General features: G+C 71.3%; 20 protein-coding genes. 4 read left to right on the top strand and 16 right to left on the bottom strand.

Translation table 11 applies throughout. From position 1 onward, the window contains the following. Positions 1 to 175 precede the first annotated feature (175 nt). Entirely contained in the window at positions 176 to 832 is a 657-nt protein-coding gene (locus OG406_RS21740) for an RsiG family protein (RefSeq protein ID WP_266614810.1), read from the bottom strand. 195 nt (positions 833 to 1,027) lie between these two features. Here OG406_RS21740 and dtd point away from each other — a divergent pair, with 195 nt between their 5' ends. Continuing rightward, complete coding sequence (dtd, locus tag OG406_RS21735; protein ID WP_329187287.1) at positions 1,028 to 1,453, top strand: D-aminoacyl-tRNA deacylase; 426 nt, start codon at positions 1,028 to 1,030, stop codon at positions 1,451 to 1,453. A gap of 123 nt (positions 1,454 to 1,576) precedes the next feature. Here the strand turns inward: dtd and ygfZ are convergent, their stop codons facing one another. The 6 genes from ygfZ to OG406_RS21705 all read right to left on the bottom strand — a co-directional run bounded on the left by ygfZ (position 1,577) and on the right by OG406_RS21705 (position 6,748). Continuing rightward, a complete protein-coding gene (gene ygfZ / locus OG406_RS21730) occupies positions 1,577 to 2,542 on the bottom strand; it encodes a CAF17-like 4Fe-4S cluster assembly/insertion protein YgfZ (protein WP_329187285.1) in 966 nt (321 codons plus the stop codon). A gap of 90 nt (positions 2,543 to 2,632) precedes the next feature. Further along, positions 2,633 to 3,058: a Fur family transcriptional regulator gene (locus OG406_RS21725; RefSeq protein WP_081218109.1), complete on the bottom strand. Its 426-nt coding sequence runs from the start codon at positions 3,056 to 3,058 to the stop codon at positions 2,633 to 2,635. Between the two features lie 76 nt (positions 3,059 to 3,134). Next, positions 3,135 to 3,710: an FABP family protein gene (locus OG406_RS21720; RefSeq protein WP_081218111.1), complete on the bottom strand. Its 576-nt coding sequence runs from the start codon at positions 3,708 to 3,710 to the stop codon at positions 3,135 to 3,137. A gap of 262 nt (positions 3,711 to 3,972) precedes the next feature. Beyond that, positions 3,973 to 4,962: a hypothetical protein gene (locus tag OG406_RS21715; RefSeq protein WP_329187282.1), complete on the bottom strand. Its 990-nt coding sequence runs from the start codon at positions 4,960 to 4,962 to the stop codon at positions 3,973 to 3,975. Continuing rightward, positions 4,959 to 5,963, bottom strand: a complete 1,005-nt coding sequence (locus tag OG406_RS21710; RefSeq protein WP_329187280.1) for a hypothetical protein — start codon at positions 5,961 to 5,963, stop codon at positions 4,959 to 4,961. The genes OG406_RS21715 and OG406_RS21710 overlap by 4 nt, the downstream gene beginning before the upstream one ends. Continuing rightward, positions 5,960 to 6,748, bottom strand: a complete 789-nt coding sequence (locus OG406_RS21705; protein ID WP_329187278.1) for a hypothetical protein — start codon at positions 6,746 to 6,748, stop codon at positions 5,960 to 5,962. The genes OG406_RS21710 and OG406_RS21705 overlap by 4 nt, the downstream gene beginning before the upstream one ends. Positions 6,749 to 6,905: 157 nt before the next feature. Here OG406_RS21705 and OG406_RS21700 point away from each other — a divergent pair, with 157 nt between their 5' ends. Beyond that, positions 6,906 to 7,268: a DsrE family protein gene (locus OG406_RS21700; protein ID WP_267051222.1), complete on the top strand. Its 363-nt coding sequence runs from the start codon at positions 6,906 to 6,908 to the stop codon at positions 7,266 to 7,268. Positions 7,269 to 7,356: 88 nt separating this feature from the next. On the opposite strand, the gene OG406_RS21695 is transcribed toward OG406_RS21700, so the two are convergent. The 9 genes from OG406_RS21695 to OG406_RS21660 form a co-directional block, all read right to left on the bottom strand. Beyond that, positions 7,357 to 7,746: a VOC family protein gene (locus OG406_RS21695; protein WP_267051223.1), complete on the bottom strand. Its 390-nt coding sequence runs from the start codon at positions 7,744 to 7,746 to the stop codon at positions 7,357 to 7,359. A 116-nt stretch (positions 7,747 to 7,862) separates the two neighbouring features. Further along, the gene (locus OG406_RS21690) at positions 7,863 to 8,126 is read right to left on the bottom strand and encodes a DUF3099 domain-containing protein (RefSeq protein WP_164374192.1); all 264 of its coding nucleotides are present in this window, start codon (positions 8,124 to 8,126) and stop codon (positions 7,863 to 7,865) included. Between the two features lie 170 nt (positions 8,127 to 8,296). Further along, the gene (locus OG406_RS21685; protein WP_081218125.1) at positions 8,297 to 8,584 is read right to left on the bottom strand and encodes a DUF1416 domain-containing protein; all 288 of its coding nucleotides are present in this window, start codon (positions 8,582 to 8,584) and stop codon (positions 8,297 to 8,299) included. A 30-nt stretch (positions 8,585 to 8,614) separates the two neighbouring features. Beyond that, positions 8,615 to 9,460 carry a sulfurtransferase gene (locus OG406_RS21680; protein ID WP_164374191.1) on the bottom strand — a complete coding sequence of 282 codons (846 nt, stop codon included), beginning with the start codon at positions 9,458 to 9,460 and terminating at the stop codon, positions 8,615 to 8,617. A gap of 145 nt (positions 9,461 to 9,605) precedes the next feature. Then, entirely contained in the window at positions 9,606 to 9,686 is an 81-nt protein-coding gene (locus tag OG406_RS39435) for a putative leader peptide (RefSeq protein WP_350310325.1), read from the bottom strand. Between the two features lie 267 nt (positions 9,687 to 9,953). Then, positions 9,954 to 10,688 carry an LmeA family phospholipid-binding protein gene (locus OG406_RS21675; RefSeq protein ID WP_164374190.1) on the bottom strand — a complete coding sequence of 245 codons (735 nt, stop codon included), beginning with the start codon at positions 10,686 to 10,688 and terminating at the stop codon, positions 9,954 to 9,956. A 169-nt stretch (positions 10,689 to 10,857) separates the two neighbouring features. Next, positions 10,858 to 12,126, bottom strand: coding sequence for a hypothetical protein (locus tag OG406_RS21670; protein ID WP_329187275.1), 1,269 nt, complete (start codon positions 12,124 to 12,126; stop codon positions 10,858 to 10,860). Between the two features lie 8 nt (positions 12,127 to 12,134). Beyond that, positions 12,135 to 12,389: a MoaD/ThiS family protein gene (locus tag OG406_RS21665; protein ID WP_081218128.1), complete on the bottom strand. Its 255-nt coding sequence runs from the start codon at positions 12,387 to 12,389 to the stop codon at positions 12,135 to 12,137. A 66-nt stretch (positions 12,390 to 12,455) separates the two neighbouring features. Then, complete coding sequence (locus OG406_RS21660) at positions 12,456 to 13,343, bottom strand: alpha/beta hydrolase (protein WP_329187274.1); 888 nt, start codon at positions 13,341 to 13,343, stop codon at positions 12,456 to 12,458. Positions 13,344 to 13,594: 251 nt separating this feature from the next. Between OG406_RS21660 and OG406_RS21655 the strand changes: the two genes are divergently transcribed. Beyond that, positions 13,595 to 14,413 (top strand): winged helix-turn-helix transcriptional regulator, encoded by an 819-nt coding sequence (locus OG406_RS21655; RefSeq protein WP_164374187.1) that lies wholly within the window; start codon positions 13,595 to 13,597, stop codon positions 14,411 to 14,413. 23 nt (positions 14,414 to 14,436) lie between these two features. Further along, positions 14,437 to 15,459 carry a LacI family DNA-binding transcriptional regulator gene (locus OG406_RS21650; RefSeq protein WP_081218131.1) on the top strand — a complete coding sequence of 341 codons (1,023 nt, stop codon included), beginning with the start codon at positions 14,437 to 14,439 and terminating at the stop codon, positions 15,457 to 15,459. Positions 15,460 to 15,473: the final 14 nt, after the last annotated feature.

Genomic DNA, 15,473 nt, shown 5'->3' with positions numbered 1-15,473 from the left:
GAGGAACCCTCGGGCGTGCGGGAGGTGGCGGGCATCGGCGGTGACCTTCCGGGACGGGACCCGCCCGGACGGCGTCACCCGGGTCGTACCCGGACCGCGCCCTCCGCCGCGGAGCGGGGCCGCCTCTCCAGGGTCGGGCGTACCCCTCGGCCCCGGGATCGCCGGGGCCGCCGCGTCACATGAGCAGGTCGTCTACTTGTGCTTCGCCTTCACGGTACCTGCGGGCGATCTCCGCGCTGCAGTCGTCCGCGGTGCGCTGGAGCTGCTGGCGCTGCCGGGAGACCTGCTGCTCGTAGCGGACGAGACGGCCGAGACCCGCGCCCAGCTCTTCGTCCGTCCGGGCGTCCAGGTCGGACAGCTCCACCTCGGCCAGCATGTCGGTGGCGAGCGCCCGGTACTCCTCGCTGTGGGGCGTACCGACGGTCACGTGGCGAGCGGAGGAGCGGTGGCGGGCCGGCGCGTCCGTGAGGATCTCCGAGAGCCGCTCGACGACGGACGGCTCCCTTGCGGGCAGGAACGGCCGGTGTCCCGGGGCCGCGGCGGGCATCCTCCGCTGTCCCCGGCGGGCGATCTCCGCGCGCAGGATGTCGATCCGTCCCTGGAGGAGCCGCCGTACGTAGCTGAGGTCGGCCTCGTCCCGCTGGGCCTCCCGGCGCAGGGTCCGCAGTTCGGGCAGCCGGAGCACGCCGAGACCGGGCCGGCCGGCGTCGGCGGGCAGCGGGCCGCTGTCGGTGCGCTGCACCGGCGGCCGGGACGCGGCCCGAGCCGTCCGTGCGCTCGTGCGGGTCAATGACACGGCCCCGGGCTGCCGCCCTGTGCTCGGTGTGCTCATGTGCCTCTACCGTCCCCTCGACCGGCGCGGTCCACCCACCGGGTGCACCGCAACACCCCGCATGGTGCCACCCCCGGTGGTCGCTATGTGACCGAGTGCCCCCGATCGGCCCCAGATGGGGGGTTAGTAACCTCCGGAAATCACGCGAAGGGCCCGCAGCGCGTCACGCCGGCGTCGCACGGCATCATGGTCGGCATGCGTGCGGTGGTGCAGAGGGTGGACGGCGCAAGCGTCGTCGTGGACGGCGAGACGGTCGGCGAGATCGACGGCGAGGGGCTGTGCGTCCTGGTCGGGGTCACGCACGAGGACACCAAGGAGAAGGCGGCTCAACTCGCCCGGAAACTCTGGTCCGTCCGGATGCTGAGCGAGGAGCGGTCCTGCTCCGACATCGACGCGCCCCTGCTGGTCATCAGCCAGTTCACGCTGTACGGCGACGCCCGCAAGGGCCGCCGCCCCACCTGGAACGCCGCCGCCCCCGGCGAGGTCGCCGAGCCGCTCGTCGACGAGGTCGTGTCCCAGCTCCGCGCCCTGGGCGCCACCGTGGCCACGGGCCGCTTCGGAGCGCGGATGCGGGTCTCGCTCACGAACGACGGCCCGTTCACCGTCCTCCTGGAGATGTGAGCCCGGGCCCCTCCCGCTGGAAGGACCTCACCGGCCTCACCGACCTCACCGGCCGCACAGACCTCGCCGGCCACACGAGGTCCTGCGGGGCCCATGGGGTCCTGCGGGCCCACGCACAGCCCCCTACGGCTCGACCACGACCTCCTGCGCCGCCGCCGTCGAGTCCGCCGTCAGCGGGGCGTCGAGCGGCACGTTGCGCTTCACGAGGGCGAGGGCGATCGGGCCCAGCTCGTGGTGGCGTACGGCGGTCGTGATGAAGCCGATCTTGCGGCCGTCGGGACCGTCCGCGGAGAGGCGCAGCTCGGTGCCGTGCGCGGGCAGGTGGACCTCGCTGCCGTCGAGGTGCAGGAAGACCAGGCGGCGCGGGGGCTTGCCCAGGTTCTGGACACGGGCGACGGTCTCCTGGCCGCGGTAGCAGCCCTTCTGGAGGTGCACGGCGCTGCCGATCCAGCCCAGCTCGTGCGGGATGGTGCGGTGGTCGGTCTCGAAGCCGAGGCGCGGCCGGTGCTGTTCGACGCGCAGCGCCTCGTGGGCGAGGAGTCCGGCGGCCGGGCCGGCCTTCCGCGCGTAGGACTCCAGGTCCGCGCGCGGCAGGAAGAGATCACGGCCGTACGGCGTCTCGCGGACGACGACGCCCTCGGGGACCTCTGCGATCGAACCGGCCGGGAGGTACACCACGGCGATGTCGGCCGTGCGGTCGGTGACGTCCACGCGGTAGAAGAACTTCATGGACTCCAGGTAGGCGATCAGCGCTTCCTGGGTGTCCGGTTCCGTGTGCATCCACACCGTCGTGCCGTCGTCGACGAGGTAGAGCGCGTGCTCGATGTGGCCGTTGGCGGAGAGGATCAGCGCCTCCGTGGCCTCGCCCACCGGGAGATCCGTGACGTGCTGGGTGAGCAGCAGGTGCAGCCAGGTGAGCCGGTCGTCGCCGGTGACGGTGACGACACCGCGGTGCGAGAGGTCCACGAAGCCGAGGCCGTCGGCGAGGGCGCGCTGCTCGCGGAACAGGTCGCCGTAGTGCGCCGCGACGCCTTCGTCCACGCCTTCGGCGGGAACGGCGCCGGGCAGGGACAGGAGGGAGCTCTTCATGGACATACACACTACGACCGTGGGGTCGTCATTTTTATTTCTGCGGCCCGGCCGCTCAGCTGCCCCGGGCGACGAAGCACCGTTTCCCGGTCACTTCTGCCGGGCGGCGCAGTCCTTGCAGCGTCCGAAGATCGCGAAGTGCTTCATGTCCGTCTCGAAGCCGAAGCTGTCCCGGAGCTTCGCGGTGAACTCGGCGGCGACGGACACGTCGGCCTCGATCACGTTCGTGCAGTCCCGGCAGACGAGGTGGATGTGATGGTGCCGGTCGGCCAGGTGGTACGTCGGCGCGCCGTGCCCGAGGTGGGCGTGGCTGACCAGCCCGAGCTCCTCCAGGAGCTCCAGGGTCCGGTAGACGGTGGAGATGTTGACCCCCGACGCCGTCTTCCTCACTTCCACGAGGATGTCGTCGGGGGTCGCGTGCTCCAGGGTGTCCACTGCTTCGAGGACAAGCTGACGCTGCGGCGTCAGCCGGTAGCCGCGCTGCCTGAGGTCGCTCTTCCAGTCGGTGCTCACCACACTGGAAGTCTAGGACCATTCGCCGCCGAACCGACCTGACGAACGGCGGCGGCTGCCGGGGGCGGCGGGACGGGGCCTACTTGAAGAAGGCGATGCCGTCGTCCGGCATGTCGTCGGGCAGGTCCTTGGCCCAGCGCTCGACGTCCTCCGGGGTGACGGTCTTCTTCAGGTGACCGGACATGTAGGGGCGCAGCTCGACCTCGGGGGTCTGCTTCTCGCCGACCCACATGAGGTCGCTGTTCACATAGCCGTAGAGACGCTTGCCACCGCTGTACGGGCCGGAAGCGGCGGTGCGGGCCACGGCGTCGGTGACCAGGTCGATCTGCGGCTTCTTGTCGGCGATCTCGCCGTACCAGATCTCGACGACGCCGTCGTCACGCGTCATCACGACCTCGACCTTGCGGTCGGCGTCGACGCGCCAGAAGCCGGTCTCGGTCTCCAGCGGACGGACCTTGTTGCCCTCCGCGTCGAGCACCCAGCTGTGCGAGCGGTACTCCAGGAAGTCCCGGCCGTCGTGGCTGAAGCTGACCTCCTGCCCGAAGTTGCACTTCTCGGAGCCGGGGAAGTCGTGCACGCCGACTCCGGCCCAGTCGCCGAGGAGGAAGACAAGGGGGACCAGGTCCTTGTGGAGGTCCGACGGGATCTCGATCATGAGCTGAACAGTTCCTTGATGGGGGTCAGCGCTGGCCCTGGTACAGCTTCTTCACGGTCAGTCCGGCGAAGGCGAGCACGCCGACGCAGACCAGGACCAGAAGGGTTTCGAAGAAGATCTCCACGGGTGCTCCTCGGTGAGCGGAACGGGGTCCCCCGCCCGGCGCTGCCGCGACCGGGGACGTACACAAGGCCGGGCCCCAGCTTACGCGGCTGGGGCCCGGCGCTCTCTTTCAGGTACACCCTCCCGGGGCCACGCGGCCTCAGTCGAGCAGCTGGCTCTGCAGGACCACCGTCTGCTGGAACGGCACCGCCGGCGCGGTTCCCTTGTGGGACTGCACGACCAGCGCGATCGTGTCGCCGGCCGACAGATAGGCCTCACGGACCTGCTCGGGGCCGTACGGCTTGCTCTCCGTGTACGCGAAGCGGGTGATGTCGTCGATCTCGGACGCGGCGGGGAAGTGCTCGTCCCGCTCGGTCGTGGCGGCGCCGGTGAGCGCGTACTGCGCCCCGCCGTAGTTCGCGAGCTTGGTGGAGGCGAGCTCCTCCGCGACGGCCGCGGTGTCGAACTGGAGCAGGTAGATCCGCGTACGGGTGCCGTCCGGGGTGGTCCAGCCGCGCGCCGCGATGTGCCGCACCGCGTAGTCGGTCAGCATCTGGCCGACCGTCTCGCGGTCCACCTTCTCGGCGTACTGAGACAGGAAGGCCTTGGACGAGAGCCAGCCGTCGTCGCCGCGCAGAGAGGCGTCCGCCTTGGCGCCCTTGGGTGCGGGGAGCAGGAGCGCCCGCAGGTCGGCGGAGTGCACGCCGGACTTGTCCGCCCCGGCGAAGGGGCCCGGGCTGCCCGACGGCAGCGGCGGCTTCGTGATCGCCGGGTAGTCCCAGCGTCCGTCGGCCTCCGTCGCCAGACCGGGTACGTCGGTCCGCTCCATGCGCGTGATGCCGTACGCCGCGGACGCTCCGACCGCGGCGAAGACCACCGTGGCGGCGGTCCAGCGCAGCACGGCACGCAGCACCCGGCGGTCCTTCTTGACCTTGACCGGGGGTTCCTGCGGCTCGCCCACCAGGGGCGGTGCGACGGGCGGGGGCGGCACCACGAACCCCGGCGCGGCCGGCTCCGTCGCGGCCGGCTCCGTCGTGGCCGTCTCCGTCGTGGCCGGCGTCAGGGGTTCCGACCGGGGCTGCGGCACGAAGGCCGACGTGGTGTCCTCGGCCGGTCTCGTGTCGTCGACCGGTGTCGTCTGCTCGGTCATACGGCCTCTCCCGGCTCCTGGATGCGGTCGAGCTGCGCGCGGAGCAGCTTCGCGACCCCCTTGGTGTTCATCGGCTTGGCCGCGTACGCGACGGCGTCGACCAGCACGTCCCCCTGGTAGGCGGAGCAGATCATCATGTCGAGCTTCTCCTCCTTGTCCTTGGGCGGAAGGAAGCACTTGGCGTTCTTGTGGCCCTCGATCTTCGGTCCGGAGCGGAAGATCTCCAGGGCGTCGAGGAGTCCGTTCTGGAACGTCGACATGTTCCGCACGGCCCGCTTGTCCTCGATCTGGGCGAGCTGGATGCTGACGGTGAAGGTGCCGTCGTCGGGCAGCGTGGAGCCGCTGTGGAGGTAGCTCCGCATCGCCATGCCCTTGGTGTGCTGCTTGTCGATCTGCTTCTCGATCTGCCGGCGCTGGGAGCGGGGCAGATCACGGATCGCCTCCTTGCGCAGAGCGGTGGCCTCGCCTCCGCTGAGCGCGGTGTCGGAGCCGAACCGGGTCATGTCAGGACCCCGGACGTAGCTCTCGTCGTACGGCACGAGCATCCCGGCGAGCGGGGTCGCCGCCTTCGCCTCTCCCGTGTCCGCCTTCGCGGCCTTCGGGAATTCCCAGGACGGCGCGCCCGCGTCACGGTCGGCGTCCCGGACGGTCACCACGGTGTAGGCGCTGCCCGCGACGACGGCACCGACGAGCAGCACGGCCCCGGCGATCGCGGCGACACGGCCGCGGCGAACGCGCTTCTTGCCGGGCGCGCCTTCCGCGGGGGCCGCCTCTACGGAGGTCGCCTCTGCGGGGGTTTCGTCCGCCGGGGTCGCCTGCTCGGGAGCGGCTTCCGGTCCGGCTGCTGCGGGGACCGGAGGCTGGGCGGCCGGAGATTCGGACGCCGGGGGTTCGGAGGCCGGAGGTTGTGACGCCGCGGGTTCGGTCGGGACAGCCGGCTCCGGTGCGGCCTGAGCCGGCTCGGACTCCAGGTCCTCCGGGGTGGTGGGTCGCTCACTCACAGCCGCTCCAACTGCCGCTTGGCCAGGTCCATGATCTTCGACTTCGGGATCGGCTTGGAGTCGTAGATCCAGATCTCCATGGCGATGTCACCGCGTGATGCCGAGGCCTGCGCCTTGTAGAGCGGCAGGTAGCCGGGCTTCGTCTCCGGCTTGAAGAGGTAGACCATGCCGTCGTTGGCCCCGGGAACGGGCCAGCTGCGGGTGTCCTCGACGTCCCACCAGCTCACCCGGTCCGCGGCACCGAGGCTTTCCTCCTGGCGGTACTGCACCAAGCGGATCTGGGTGTTGTAGGTACTGCCCACGGTCCAGCTGACGCCGGCGCCCCGGCGGAACTCCGACTTGATCAGGTCGCCGAACTCCCGGTCGGAGTGGTCCAGCGAGCTCGCGTAACCGGCCAGGTCCAGCCAGCCGTCCTGCTCCGGCGCCCAGTCGGGCGTCTTCGTGCCCTTCGGCCGCGACAGCAGCAGCTTGCGCAGGTCGCCGTCCGTCTTGACGCGGTGGTCGTGGGCGGCGGACAGCGGCTCGGGACCGTCGCCCTTGGCCTGGGCGACGACCGGCTGCGACAGCGGCGCCAGCCTGGTGGGCTCGCGGTCGGCCTGGATGACGAATCCGGTGCACGTACCGGCGACGAGACCGAGCACGGCGGCCGTGGCGATCAGCAGGGCCGTACGCCCCCGCCCCCGCCGCCGCCGTGGACGCGGCGCGGCCGGGACGTCCTCCGCGGCCGGCACGGGCTCCGCCGACTGCTGCGGGCCCGGGTCGACAACCGGCGCATCCTCAGGCACGTGCGGTCTTTCCGGTGTTTCGGGTCCTTCGGGTACTTCCAAGACGTCCCCCCACAGAACGTGAAGCGTGGATTCCGTATCCGCGCGCACAGGAGACCCATGGCCCATGCATGGGGTTGCACGAAGGATGATCACGATTCGGCATACGATGACGGCCATGGCGAACAAGCTCGTGATCAAGGTGACGGCGGGGGCCGACGCCCCGGAACGCTGCTCACAGGCCTTCACCGTCGCGGCGGTGGCCGTGGCCAGTGACGTCGAGGTGTCCCTCTGGCTGACCGGCGAGTCCGCGTGGTTCGCGCTGCCGGGCCGGGCCGCCGAGTTCGACCTGCCGCACGCCGCTCCGCTGCCCGACCTGATCGACTCGATCCTGGCGGCCGGACGCATCACCCTGTGCACCCAGTGCGCCGCCCGCCGCGACATCGGCGAGAAGGACGTCCTGGAGGGCGTACGGATCGCGGGGGCGCAGGTGTTCGTGCAGGAGGCGATGGCGGACGGGACGCAGGCGCTCGTCTACTGACGGATCGCGACCGGTACTGGTACCGGGTGACCCGAGGCCGGGTGACCCGAGGCCGGTCCGGTGGTGCCGGGTGCCCGCGCCGGGCCGGTTACGGACGCGGCTTGCGGCGGACGTCCACCCACAGGCAGAAGGGGTGGCCCGCCGGGTCGAGCAGCACCCGTACGTCCTCCTGCGGTTGGAGGTCGGCGAGCCGGGCGCCCAGTTCCTCGGCGCGCTCGGTCTCCTCGGCCAGGTCGTCGACCTCGATGTCGAGGTGCAGCATCATGCGCTGGTCGCCGGGGCCCGCGGGCCACACCGGCGGTGTGTAGAGCGGCTCGGTCTCGAAGGCGAGCGCCGTCCCCTCGAAGGGCGGCCCGATGAGCACCCAGTTCGGCTCCTCGGCGCGCACCGTGTAGCCGAGCAGCCGCTGGTAGAACTCGGCGAGCTTGTGGGCGTCGGGTGCGTCCAGCACCACCGTGGACAACCTCGTACGCGACATGTGAGCCTTCCGCGCCGTTCCGGCCGGCGCCGTGGAACCGCTGCCGCTGTCCCGACAGGGCCGCCGGCCGCCGACTACTGCTGTCGTCCTACTGCTGTCGTCCTACTGCTGTCGTCCTACTGCTGTCGTCGTTTCTTGCCGTCCAGCTCGTCCCACCACTCGTCGGACTTCCGGTCGCCGGACGGGTCGTCCCACCATCGGTCCTCGGGGCCGCGCCGGTTGGCCGCCATCGCGGCGACCGGCGGGATGACCATGGCCACCACGCACATCGCGACGGCCGCCGGGACCGACCACAGCCGTACGACGCCCCAGGCGAGGACGAAGAGGGTGATGCACGTCCCCATCATGGCGAAGTACACGTGACGCCTGCGTGCGTACATACCTCCAGCGTAGGCCCGGACAACCCGTCCGGCGCAGTGCCCGCGGGACCGGACCGCACACGGGCGGGCATGCCGAAGGGCCGCACCCCGATCCGGTAAGCGTCCAACCCCCGGGGGTGCGGCCCTTCGGCCGTTCGGTCCGGCCGCCGTCAGGGACGGCGGCCGGCTGCTCAGACCGCGATCGCGATCTCGGCGAGGCCGCCGGTCTGCGCGACGACCGTGCGGTCGGCGGTGCCACCGGGGACCAGCGCCCGGACGGTCCAGGTGCCCTCGGCCGCGTAGAAGCGGAACTGGCCCGTGGCGGAGGTCGGGACCTCCGCGGTGAACTCGCCGGTCGAGTCCAGGAGACGGACGTAGCCCGTCACCGGCTCGCCGTCGCGGGTCACCTGGCCCTGGATCGTCGTCTCACCGGGCTTGATCGTCGAGGCGTCGGGGCCGCCGGCCTTCGCTCCACACATATGTCAGTTCCGTCCTTCAGGCCTTGAGGGTTACTTGTTGGCGCCGAGCTCGATCGGCACGCCGACGAGGGAGCCGTACTCGGTCCAGGAGCCGTCGTAGTTCTTGACGTTCTGGACACCGAGGAGCTCGTGCAGCACGAACCAGGTGAGCGCGGAACGCTCACCGATGCGGCAGTACGCGATGGTGTCCTTGGCGAGGTCGACCTGCTCGTCGGCGTAGAGCTCCTTGAGCTCGTCGTCCGACTTGAAGGTGCCGTCGTCGTTGGCGTTCTTCGACCACGGGATGTTGCGGGCGCTCGGGACGTGGCCCGGACGCTGCGACTGCTCCTGCGGCAGGTGCGCCGGCGCGAGCAGCTTGCCGCTGAACTCGTCGGGCGAGCGGACGTCGACCAGGTTCTGCGCACCGATCGCGGCGACGACGTCGTCACGGAAGGCGCGGATCGAGGTGTCCTGCGGCTTGGCCTTGTAGGCGGTCGCGGCGCGCTCGGGGACCTGCGAGCCGTCGACCAGGTCGCGGGAGTCGAGCTCCCACTTCTTGCGGCCGCCGTCGAGGAGCTTCACGTTCTCGTGGCCGTAGAGCTTGAAGTACCAGTAGGCGTAGGACGCGAACCAGTTGTTGTTGCCGCCGTAGAGCACGACGAGCGTGTCGTTGCCGATGCCCTTCGACGAGAGGAGCTTCTCGAAGCCCTCCTGGTCGATGAAGTCACGGCGGACCGGGTCCTGGAGGTCCTTGGTCCAGTCGATCCGGATGGCGTTCTTGATGTGGTTCTTCTCGTACGCCGAGGTGTCCTCGTCGACCTCGACGACGGCGACGTTCGGGTCGTCCAGGTGGTCCTGGACCCAGTCGGCGTCTACCAGGACGTCCGTGCGGCTCATGCTCGTTCTCCTCCGGGGCAGTTGCGGCGGGGTGATGCGATGGAGAGGGGTGCGCGTGGGTGCCGGCCGATCGGGCCGCACGGCGCAAGGGTGGCCCTGACGAGAGAGGTCCAAGGGCCCGGCGCGCGGAAGTCGACGCTTCCGCTCAGAAGGTGCGACAGAGCATGGCGGCGACGCGGCACAGGTCTACTGCCCGCCGCTTCGTGAGATCCGCCTGTCGCTTCATGCGTCCGATCGTAGGGACGGACAGGCGGGCATGTCACCGGCGTGTCGCATGCTGAGACGCGATCGTCCGTACTGTGATACGAGAATGCCGTCAGGGCCCTCGCCGCACGGGTCGTGGCCTTCGCGGCCCTCTTCCTGCCGAGAACGCATCTGCGGTGCGGACAGGACCGTCTCGCCTTTCGGACAGGACCCCTCCGGACAGCACTCATTCCGGCGGGAACCGGGCCCCGACGACCAGGAACGCCCGGCTCGCCCCACCCTCTCCGGCCTACCCGACGAGGCTGACGTCCGAACCCTTCACCGTGATGTCGACGCCGTCCGGGGCCGCCTCGACCTTGTCGAGCTTGATGCCGCCGGGCAGTTTCTGGATCTTCTGTTCGAAGTCGGTGACCGACCGGATCGGGCCCTCGACGAGCTGGACGCCACCGATCTTGGGCAGGGAGTCGGCGTGCACCTTCACGGTGTCCCCGGAGACGGTGACGGAGCTGAGCACCGAGACCGGCGGCAGGTCGCGGCCGAGGAGCTTCGAGGAGAGGGTCACCTTGATCTTGCCGTCGCCACCGTCGGAGAGGCCCGTGATCCGGGCGGTGAGGCCGGGTGCGACGTCCCCCGGCTCCGACCTCGCGGCCTTCAGCAGCTCGTCGTAGGCGATCGTCGCGGTGCCGGTGGCCCGGGCGGCGGTGGCGGAGCTGAAGTCGCCGGAGAAGGCCACGCCGTGCATCTCGGCGCGCAGGTCGTCGATCCGGACCGTGCCGGCGGAGGTGCCCGTCGACGCCTCGTAGTCCTTGATGCCGATCTTCACGTCGTCCAGCTCACCGCCGACGACCTGGGTGAGGAACGGGAAGCCCTCGATGGACACGTCGGGGGTGTTCGCGAGGCCCTCCGTGCTCTTGATGCGGTCGGCCGCCTGGTCCTCCGCGAAGTTGACCGCGACCCGGTCGGCGATCACGAACAGCCCGCCGAGGACGATGACCAGGATCAGGAATATTCGCAGTGCGCGCATGCTCGGTGTTCCCCACGTCGGACGGCCCCGTCTGGTCGGCCTGGTTGCCGCCGAACGCGAGCCTAACCATGAAGGGCCCCCGGTCCGGGGGCCCTTCATGGTGGTTGTCGATCAGCTGTGACGATTCGGAACGGCAGGTCGACCGGATCGAGGCGGTGCGAACCGGCCGTCAGCCGAGCGCGCGGCCCAGCAGGTAGACGGCGGGGGCGGCGGCGGCCAGCGGCAGCGCCACACCCGCGGTGAAGTGCACGAACCGGGACGGGTAGTCGTAACTGGCCGCCCGGTGCCCGATCAGGGCGCACACCCCGGCGCCGAGGCCCAGGAAGGCACCCTGGCTGCCGAGGTCCGTCATCCCGCCGACCGCGATACCGGCGCCGGCCGCGGCCAGCAGCGCGACCACCACGGAGGCCGGGGTGGGCAGCGGCAGCGCGCGGGCCAGGATCGCCACGGCGACCGCCGCGCAGCCGACGGTGACGGCGTCCGGCTCCGCCGCGAGGTGCCCGGTCGCGATGATCGCCAGCGCCGCGGAGGCCACGGTCGCCATCAGCCCGTACATGCGGGTGTCGGGGTCGGCGTGGCTGCGGAGCTGGAGCACGAGGGTCAGCAGCACCCAGGCGCCGAGGGTGCCGAGGATCGCGGCGGGCGCGTTCTCCCGGCCCGCGGCGAGCAGGGCGACGTCGGCGGTCAGCGCACCGGCGAAGGCCAGCGCGATGCCCTGCCGGGCCGGCCACATCCCGTTCAGCCGGAACCAGCCCGCCGCGGTGACGCCCTGGAGCAGCACCAGGGGGACGACGAGCGCGTACGCGCCGATGGCCGCCGCTCCGGAGAGCAGCAGCGCGAGGACCGCCGTCAGCGCGGCCGGCTGCATGCCGGGCTCGATGATCGGGGACCGGCCCTCGGCGCGGGCGCGCTGGGCGTCGGTGATCCGGGCGTTGCCGGTGACGGTCGCGGGGCCGTAGTCCGAGGTGGCGTCGGCCGCGACCTCGGCGGGCGTCGCGTCGGCGAGCGGGATCCCGTCGGGGCGGAGCCGGACACCCACCGGCTCGGCGGCCGGCTCCTGGGCGGGGGCCTCGGCGGCCGGGGTCCACGGCTGTGCCGGTGCCTCGGACGGCAGGGGGTCGCCCACGGCGCCGCCGTAGCCCTGGGGGCCCTGCTGCGGCTCTCCGTACGCGGGATAGGCCTGCGGAGGCAGATAGGCGGTGTCCGCGGCGGGGACGGACGAGTGTGTCTGCGTCTCCCAGGTCCGGCCCTCCCACTGCTGGGTGTGCTGCTGCCAGTCGGGCTGCCCCTGACCCTGCTGCTGCGCCTGCGGACCCTGTCCCTGCTGCTGCCCCTGGTGCGGGGACTGCTGGTCCTCGGACTCCTGCTGAGGCTGCCGGTAGGGGTCGTACTCCTCGTACGTGCCTTCGTACCGGCCCTCGAACGGCTGGTTGCTCATCGTCTCGCTCACCCTCCTGCGAACGGCGGGAGCACCTCGACCGTGCCGCCCTCGGCCAGCCGTACCGTCTCATGCCCTCGGGTGCCCACGGGGTCACCGTCGATGAGGAACGAGCAGCGTCGCAGGACGCGGACGAGCTCGCCGGGGTGCCGTTCGCGGGCCGCGTCGAGTGCCTCCGCGAGCGTGCCCGCCTCGTACGGCTCCTCGGCGACGCCTGCCGCGGCCTTGGCGGCGGCCCAGTAACGCACCGTGCCCTTTGCCATCTCGTTCCTCAATCAGCGGTTCGGTCTCTGTGCGTCCACACGCTCTTTCGCATGAACCCCGCCAGGCTAGCCCGCGTGTGCGACCCCCCAGTCCGCGATGCGGCCCAGCAGGTCGTCCGGGGCCGCGTTCTCCGCGTGGCCCATGCCGTGCTCCAGCCACAGTTCGGCGTGGCCGTCGGACGCCTCGGCCAGCATCTTCGGGTGGTCGACCGGGAAGTAGCCGTCCCGGTCGCCGTGCACGATCAGCAGCGGGGTCGGCGCGATGTACGGGACGCACTCGACGGGGGACGCGGGTACCGGGTCCCATTCACGGTGGTGGATCCGGGTGCGCAGACCCAGCCGGCCCACGATCCGGCCCTCCGGACGGGTCACCAGCCAGTGCAGCCGCCGCATCGGGGCCGTGCCCCGGTAGTACCAGCGGGCGGGCGAGCTGACCGACACCACCGCGTCCGTACCCGCCTCCGCGCGCCCCTCGGACTCCGGACCGGCCGCCTCGGCGAGCGCCGGCCCCGGACCCGAACCCGTCTTCCCGTACAGCGCCGCGTGCCGCAGCACCACGGAGCCGCCCATCGAGAAGCCGACCGTCACGATCCGGGTGTGCCCCAGCTCGCGCGCCCAGGCGACCGCCGCCGCCAGGTCGTGGACCTCACGGTCGCCGACCGTGGAGCGGCCCCCGGAGGCGCCGTGACCACGGAAGGAGAAGGTGACGACGGCCGCGCCGCGGCCCAGCACGCCGGCCGCGCGGCGCACGTGCGGACGGTCCAGGTCGCCCGTGAACCCGTGCGCCAGGATGAACGCGAGGTCACCACCGGGCCGCTCCCCGGGGTCGTAGGCCGCGTCGATCGTCACTCCGTCGACCGTGCGCAGAGACCTCCGTACGGAGGTACGCGGCGTTGTCTCACGGTGTGGACTATTGAAAGATCGCGTCACTTGACCTGCCGGACCTGAGCTCATGTGGGCTATTCTGCTGGGCATGAGGACTCGGGCAGAGTAGCCCCCGGGTCCTTTTGTGCTTCCAGGACCGTTGTATACGAAGCGGGAAACCGCAGGTGTACGGGGCCAGGGAGGCCCTGCGGATCCCAGGGCGCGGGAGCCGCAGGAAAGAGCAGTGCCGCAAACGTCCTCGCAGGGACCGAGGAGGAACCAGACGTTATGGGCGAGCGAACCGAGCACGACCGCAGGACGACCCAGGTGGGTGAGGCGCGATGAGTTCACTCTTGCTCCTGACCAACGCCCTTCAGCCGTCGACGGAGGTGCTTCCCGCTCTCGGCCTGCTGCTGCACAACGTGCGCGTGGCGCCGGCCGAAGGCCCGGCCCTCGTCGACACCCCCGGTGCCGACGTCATCCTCATCGACGGACGACGTGATCTCCCGCAGGTCCGCAGCCTGTGCCAGCTGCTGCGCTCCACGGGACCCGGCTGTCCACTCATCCTCGTCGTCACCGAGGGCGGCCTCGCGGCCGTCACGGCCGACTGGGGCATCGACGACGTTCTCCTCGACACGGCCGGTCCGGCCGAGGTCGAGGCCCGCCTGCGGCTCGCGATGGGCCGCCAGCAGATCGTCAACGACGACTCCCCCATGGAGATCCGCAACGGTGACCTCTCCGTGGACGAGGCGACGTACAGCGCCAAGCTCAAGGGCCGGGTCCTCGACCTGACCTTCAAGGAGTTCGAGCTCCTCAAGTACCTCGCGCAGCACCCGGGCCGCGTCTTCACCCGCGCCCAGCTGCTCCAGGAGGTCTGGGGCTACGACTACTTCGGCGGCACGCGGACGGTCGACGTGCACGTACGACGGCTGCGCGCGAAGCTCGGGCCCGAGCACGAGTCGCTGATCGGAACCGTCCGTAACGTCGGCTACCGCTTCGTCACACCGGAGAAGGTGGACCGCGCGGCGGACAACGCGAAGGCCAAGGCGGCCCAGCCAAAGCCGGACGATGCGGACGAGACGGCGCACCTGGACGCCGCCGCTCCGGCGGAGGCCTCCGAGCAGCCGCAGGAAGCAGCCGTACGCCCTGCCCAGAGGTAGGTCCATCCGCGTAGACTCCGCGCGTGGCCAAGGTGACTCGGGATGATGTGGCACGACTGGCGGGTACGTCGACCGCCGTTGTCAGTTATGTCATCAACAACGGACCCCGGCCGGTCGCCCCGGCCACGCGCGAGCGCGTCCAAGCGGCGATCAAGGAGCTGGGGTACCGGCCCGACCGGGTCGCCCAGGCCATGGCGTCGCGGCGGACGGAACTCATAGGGCTGATCGTCCCGGACGCGCGCCAGCCCTTCTTCGGGGAGATGGCGCACGCGGTCGAACAGGCCGCGGCCGAGCGCGGGAAAATGGTGCTCGTCGGCAACTCCGACTACATCGCCGAGCGCGAGGTCCACTATCTGCGGGCCTTCCTCGGCATGCGGGTCTCCGGGCTGATCCTCGTCAGCCACGCGCTGAACGACCACGCGGCCGCCGAGATCGACGCCTGGGACGCCCGGGTGGTGCTGCTGCACGAGCGCCCCGAGGCGATCGACGACGTCGCCGTCGTCACCGACGACATAGGGGGCGCCCAGCTCGCCACCCGTCACCTCCTGGAGCACGGGTACGCGTACGTGGCCTGCCTCGGCGGCACGGCCGAGACCCCGGCGGTCGGCGACCCCGTCTCCGACCACGTCGAGGGCTGGCGGCGCGCCATGCAGGAGGCCGGGCTCCCCACCGAGGGCCGGCTCTTCGAGGCCCCGTACAACCGCTACGACGCCTACCAGGTCGGCCTGGAGCTGCTCGCCGGACCGCACCGGCCGCCGGCCATCTTCTGCTCCACGGACGACCAGGCGATCGGTGTGCTGCGCGCCGCGCGCGAGCTGCGCATCGACGTGCCGGGTCAGCTCGCGGTCGCCGGCTTCGACGACGTCAAGGAGGCGGGGCTGACCGACCCGCCGCTGACCACGATCGCCTCGGACCGTTCGGCGATGGCCCGCGCGGCCGTCGACCTCGTGCTCGACGACGGTCTGCGGGTGGCCGGCTCCCGCCGCGAGCGGCTGAAGCTGTTCCCCTCGCGGCTGGTGGTGCGCCAGTCCTGCGGCTGCGAGTAGGCCGTACGGCACCC

This window comes from Streptomyces sp. NBC_01428, from assembly GCF_036231965.1.
Taxonomy (GTDB): Bacteria; Actinomycetota; Actinomycetes; order Streptomycetales; family Streptomycetaceae; genus Streptomyces.
Note: the sequence above shows the minus strand (reverse complement) of the source record. Positions and strands in the feature narration are given on the sequence as shown.

Bases quoted from the DNA above. Each gene is read 5' to 3' on its own strand.
- OG406_RS21700 (WP_267051222.1), top strand. From the start codon at position 6,906: ATGGCGAACAAGCTCGTGATCAAGGTGACGGCGGGGGCCGACGCCCCG.
- OG406_RS39435 (WP_350310325.1), bottom strand. From the start codon at position 9,686: ATGAAGCGACAGGCGGATCTCACGAAGCGGCGGGCAGTAGACCTGTGC.
- ygfZ (WP_329187285.1), bottom strand. From the start codon at position 2,542: ATGAAGAGCTCCCTCCTGTCCCTGCCCGGCGCCGTTCCCGCCGAAGGC.
- OG406_RS21695 (WP_267051223.1), bottom strand. From the start codon at position 7,746: ATGTCGCGTACGAGGTTGTCCACGGTGGTGCTGGACGCACCCGACGCC.
- OG406_RS21670 (WP_329187275.1), bottom strand. From the start codon at position 12,126: ATGAGCAACCAGCCGTTCGAGGGCCGGTACGAAGGCACGTACGAGGAG.
- OG406_RS21690 (WP_164374192.1), bottom strand. From the start codon at position 8,126: ATGTACGCACGCAGGCGTCACGTGTACTTCGCCATGATGGGGACGTGC.
- dtd (WP_329187287.1), top strand. From the start codon at position 1,028: ATGCGTGCGGTGGTGCAGAGGGTGGACGGCGCAAGCGTCGTCGTGGAC.
- OG406_RS21655 (WP_164374187.1), top strand. From the start codon at position 13,595: ATGAGTTCACTCTTGCTCCTGACCAACGCCCTTCAGCCGTCGACGGAG.
- OG406_RS21715 (WP_329187282.1), bottom strand. From the start codon at position 4,962: ATGACCGAGCAGACGACACCGGTCGACGACACGAGACCGGCCGAGGAC.
- OG406_RS21740 (WP_266614810.1), bottom strand. From the start codon at position 832: ATGAGCACACCGAGCACAGGGCGGCAGCCCGGGGCCGTGTCATTGACC.
- OG406_RS21680 (WP_164374191.1), bottom strand. From the start codon at position 9,460: ATGAGCCGCACGGACGTCCTGGTAGACGCCGACTGGGTCCAGGACCAC.
- OG406_RS21665 (WP_081218128.1), bottom strand. From the start codon at position 12,389: ATGGCAAAGGGCACGGTGCGTTACTGGGCCGCCGCCAAGGCCGCGGCA.
- OG406_RS21660 (WP_329187274.1), bottom strand. From the start codon at position 13,343: ATGAGCTCAGGTCCGGCAGGTCAAGTGACGCGATCTTTCAATAGTCCA.
- OG406_RS21685 (WP_081218125.1), bottom strand. From the start codon at position 8,584: ATGTGTGGAGCGAAGGCCGGCGGCCCCGACGCCTCGACGATCAAGCCC.
- OG406_RS21675 (WP_164374190.1), bottom strand. From the start codon at position 10,688: ATGCGCGCACTGCGAATATTCCTGATCCTGGTCATCGTCCTCGGCGGG.
- OG406_RS21720 (WP_081218111.1), bottom strand. From the start codon at position 3,710: ATGATCGAGATCCCGTCGGACCTCCACAAGGACCTGGTCCCCCTTGTC.